This is a genomic window from Salinibacterium sp. (assembly GCF_031364185.1).
GTDB lineage: Bacteria > Actinomycetota > Actinomycetes > Actinomycetales > Microbacteriaceae > Rhodoglobus.
Genome location: NZ_JANLVV010000219.1, coordinates 1 through 4561 on the forward strand (window position 1 = coordinate 1; position 4561 = coordinate 4561).

Here is a 4561-nt window from a genome sequence, read left to right on the forward strand (position 1 = left end):
AACGCGCGGACGGCTGACCGCGACATCCCATCGTAAAATCGACACCGCTCTTGCCCTCTTCGAGAAACATGTCGATTCGGGCATACTTATCGCCGAGCTGGGTGCTGGCACATCGAGTGCGGTGACCCCGCTGATGTTCGAGTACGCCCTGCTGGAGCGCGCACGGTCGAGCCGCAAGCACATCGTGCTGCCCGAGGGTTCTGACGACCGCATCCTGCAGGCCGCAGGCACGCTGCTGCGCCGCAACGTTGTCGACCTGACGATTCTCGGCGATGAAGCCGAAGTGCGGGCGCGGGCCGCCGGTCTCGGGGTGGACATTGCCGCCGCGGCCGTGCTCGACCCGACGGCGCCGGAATTGCGCGAGCGCTTCGCGGAAGAATACGCACGGGTGCGTGCGCATAAGGGGATGACGGTCGAAGCGGCGCGTGACATCGTCACGGATGTGTCGTATTTCGGCACCATGATGGTGCACCTCGGTCTCGCCGACGGCATGGTCTCCGGTGCCGCGCACACCACCGCGCACACCATCACCCCCGCCCTGCAATTCATCAAGACCTCCGAAGGTGTTGACGTGGTCTCGAGTGTGTTTTTCATGGCACTGGATGACCGTGTGCTGGTGTACGGAGACTGCGCCATCGTGCCCGATCCCGACGCCGACCAGCTCGCCGACATCGCGATCTCGTCATCGGGCACCGCCGCCCAGTTCGGCATCCAACCCAGGATCGCCATGCTCTCCTACTCCACCGGAGAGTCGGGCTCGGGTGCCGACGTCGATAAAGTGCGCGCCGCCACCGCCCTGGTGCGTGAACGCAGGCCCGACCTGCTCGTCGAAGGACCGATCCAGTACGACGCGGCGGCCGACGCCGCCGTGGCCAAAGCGAAGATGCCCGATTCGCAGGTCGCCGGACGCGCGACCGTGTTCATCTTTCCTGACCTGAACACGGGCAACAACACCTATAAGGCCGTGCAGCGCAGCTCGGGTGCGGTCGCCATCGGGCCCGTCCTGCAGGGGCTGCGCAAGCCGGTGAACGACCTCTCGCGGGGGGCACTCGTGCGCGACATAGTCAACACGGTGGCGATCACCGCCATCCAGGCCCAGGGAGTTTCGGCGTGACCACGGCTTTCATCGTCAACTCCGGCTCATCGTCGATCAAGTGGGAGCTTGTCGACGTGGAATCCGAGCGTCGAGTGCGAGGCGGGATCGTCGAGCGCATCGGAGAACCGGGCGCCGCGGCGGATCACGCGGAGGCGATGCGGGGCATCCTGGGGGAGCTTGGCGGCGAGCATCCCTCCGTCATCGGCCATCGCGTCGTCCACGGCGGAAGCCGGTTCACCACCGCGACCCTCGTTACCGACGAGGTCGAGGCGGCCATCGAGGCGCTGTCAGCGCTGGCCCCGCTGCACAATCCGCCGAACCTGGCCGGCATCAGGGCGGCACGGGTGGCCTTCCCGGGCGTGGCCAATGTGGCCGTATTCGACACCGCGTTTCACCAGTCGCTGCCGCCCGCCGCCTACACCTACGCGATCGATTCCGCCGTCGCGCACGAGCACAGCATCCGCCGCTACGGATTCCATGGCACCTCGTACCAGTACGTGGCACGGCGCGCTGCCGCACTGCTGTCACGGCCGCTGGAGCAACTGAAGCTGATCGTGTTCCACCTCGGCAACGGAGCATCCGTGGCGGCGATCGACGGCGGGCGCTCGGTCGAAACCTCAATGGGGATGACCCCGCTCGAGGGTCTGGTCATGGGCACCCGATCGGGCGACCTGGATGCGGGCATCCTGTTTCATCTGGGCAGGGCCGGTCACACGCTGCCCGAACTCGATGCCATGCTCAACCGCCGCAGCGGGCTGCTCGGCGTGGGGGGCAGCGGCGACCTGCGTGACATCCAGGCTGCTGCCGGTTCGGGCGATGCCGCGGCGGCACTGGCGCTCGACGTCTACCATCACCGTCTTCGCCACTACCTGGGTGCGTACCTGGTGCAGCTGGGAGGGGCCGATGCCATCGTGTTCACCGCCGGAGTCGGCGAGAACAGCGCCCCCACCCGCGCCGCCGCGGTAAGCGGTCTGGGGTGGCTGGGAATGGAGCTGGATGACGCTCGCAACGACGTGCGCTCCCGCGACGCTCGCGTGATCTCGACGGATGCCTCGCCCGTAGCCATCCTGGTCGTACCGACCAACGAGGAGCTCGAGATCGCCCGCCAGGCGATCGCCCTCGTGCGCTAGCGGCGCAACCCGCGCCGTCCGCCTCCCTCCCTTTTATGCTCGCGCCGCCGCCCCTTTCGGAAATTCAGGAAATGGTGTCGGAACCCTGGAGGCACCCACGCCGAGATCACGCACACTGCTGTTATCGCCCGCGGCGTAGCAGCAGTGCGAGCAAACTCGGCGCCGCTCGCGCCCAGCGCCCGCGCGCGACTTCCTGAATTTCCGAAGAGGCGGAGAGCGAAGTGGATGACGCGGGCCAGCGTCGGCCGTGACGGCTACTCTTGACTCGTGGTTGCTGCCCTGTATCGCCGTTACCGGCCCGAGACGTTCGCCGAGTTGATCGGCCAATCGCAGGTGACAGATCCACTGAGAACAGCGCTTCGCAACGACCGCGTCAACCACGCGTACCTGTTCAGCGGCCCCCGCGGTTGCGGCAAAACCACCTCGGCTCGCATCCTGGCCCGCTGCCTCAACTGCGCAGAGGGCCCCACCGACACCCCCTGCGGCGTCTGCCCCAGCTGTATCGAACTCGCCCGGGACGGCAGCGGCTCGCTCGATGTGGTCGAGATCGATGCCGCCTCTCATAATGGCGTGGATGACGCTCGCGACCTGCGCGAGCGCGCCGTCTTCGCGCCGGCCCGCGACAGGTTCAAGATCTTCATCCTCGACGAGGCGCACATGGTGACCCCGCAGGGCTTCAACGCTCTGCTGAAAATCGTGGAAGAACCGCCCGAGCACGTGAAGTTCATCTTCGCGACGACGGAGCCCGAGAAGGTCATCGGCACGATCCGCTCCCGCACCCACCACTACCCATTCCGCCTGGTTCCGCCCGCCCAGATGCTGGATTACGTGCAGCAGCTGTGCGAGAGCGAGAAGGTGCACGTCGAGGCCGGCGTGCTGCCGCTCGTTGTTCGGGCCGGTGGCGGTTCCGTACGCGACACGCTGTCGCTGCTCGACCAGCTGATCGCCGGCTCCGAGAGCGACGCGGCCGGAACCGCGCTCGTGAAATACGAACGTGCCGTCGCCCTCCTCGGATACACACATGGTGCGCTTCTGGATGAGGTCGTCGATGCCCTCGGCTCACGCGATGCCGCGGCCGCGTTCGGCTCGGTGGATCGCGTTATTCAGACCGGGCAGGATCCGCGACGATTCGTCGAAGACCTGCTCGAGCGACTCCGCGACCTAATCATCGTGGCGGCGACCTCGGGCAATGCCGCATCGGTGCTGCGGGGGGTTCCCCAGGACCAGCTCGACCGCATGGCATCCCAGTCGACGAGCTTCGGCCAGGCAGAACTGTCCCGGGCTGCGGATGTCGTCAACTCGGCTCTCACAGAGATGACCGGTGCGACATCCCCCAGGCTCCATCTCGAACTGATGGTCGCTCGCATCCTGGTGCCGGCCAGCGATGACAGCCAGCGTGGAGCGCTCGCCAGGGTGGAGCGACTCGAGCGACGCATCGGGGTTGAGGTCACGGGCACGAGTGTGGTCGCGGCCGGGAGCGTGGCCGAGAAGCCCGTGCGGAGCGTCCCGGTGACGACTCCGGCCGAGCCGGCCGTTGCACCATCTGCACCCATGGCACCGATCGCCGCTGCACCGCCGCCGGTACCGACCGCCGCTGCACCGCCCGCCCCGGCGCCGACCGAGGCCCCCGAGGCGCCCGCCGCCCCCGTCGCCCCCGTGGTGCCGGTCACGTTTGCCCAGGTAAAAGACGCCTGGCTCGAGATTCTCGAGGTCGTCAAAGATGCGCGACTCAACGCCTGGATGGTCGTGTTCACCGCGCGGCCGCTCGAACTGCGCGACGGCAGGGTGCTGGTGCTGTCGTTCCCGAGCCAGAAGGATGTCGACGCCCTCAAGCAGCAGGCCGCCCCCGGCCAGGGTGTCGGCGAGCTGCTCAAAAAAGCCTTCGTCCAGGTGCTGGGTTTCGAGCCCGCCTTCATTGCGAGAGTGGATGCCGCGGCAGCACAGCAGCACCCGACTCCGCCGTCCGTAGCCATGGAAGAACCCCCCGCCGACGAGTTCGCACCGACGGAGGGCGGCGGCTGGGCGGTCACCGCCATCCCGGATTCAGAGCCGATGCCGGAGCCGGCCACGGTGTCTGGACTCGGCGGCGAACCCCGATCGCGACCCGCCCGAAAGGCAGAAGCCCCGGCAGAAGCCCCGGCCACAGCCCGAATGGTGACCGCACAGTCTGAGCCGAAAGCGCCGCCCGCCACAAACGCCCGTTACGGCGAGGCCGTGGTCCGCCAGCTTCTCGGTGCCACGTTCATCGAGGAGCAGCCTGTCGCTCCACGGGTAGTACCGATGCCGAAAGACGACTAGCGCATGTATGACGGAATCGTCCAGGAACTCATCGACG

The 4561-nt window shown here is 67.4% G+C and carries 3 protein-coding genes; all 3 read left to right on the forward strand.

Annotation, left to right across the window (positions count from 1 at the left end):
- Window positions 1–1114: phosphate acetyltransferase (gene pta, locus RMN95_RS09615; protein WP_309616700.1), on the forward strand; the 1114-nt coding region annotated here is incomplete at its 5' end.
- A complete protein-coding gene (locus tag RMN95_RS09620) occupies window positions 1111–2226 on the forward strand; it encodes an acetate kinase (protein WP_309616701.1) in 1116 nt (371 codons plus the stop codon). The genes pta and RMN95_RS09620, both read left to right, overlap by 4 nt.
- A 267-nt stretch (window positions 2227–2493) precedes the next feature.
- Complete coding sequence (locus RMN95_RS09625) at window positions 2494–4524, forward strand: DNA polymerase III subunit gamma and tau (RefSeq protein WP_309616702.1); 2031 nt, start codon at window positions 2494–2496, stop codon at window positions 4522–4524.
- The last annotated feature ends 37 nt before the right edge of the window (window positions 4525–4561 follow it).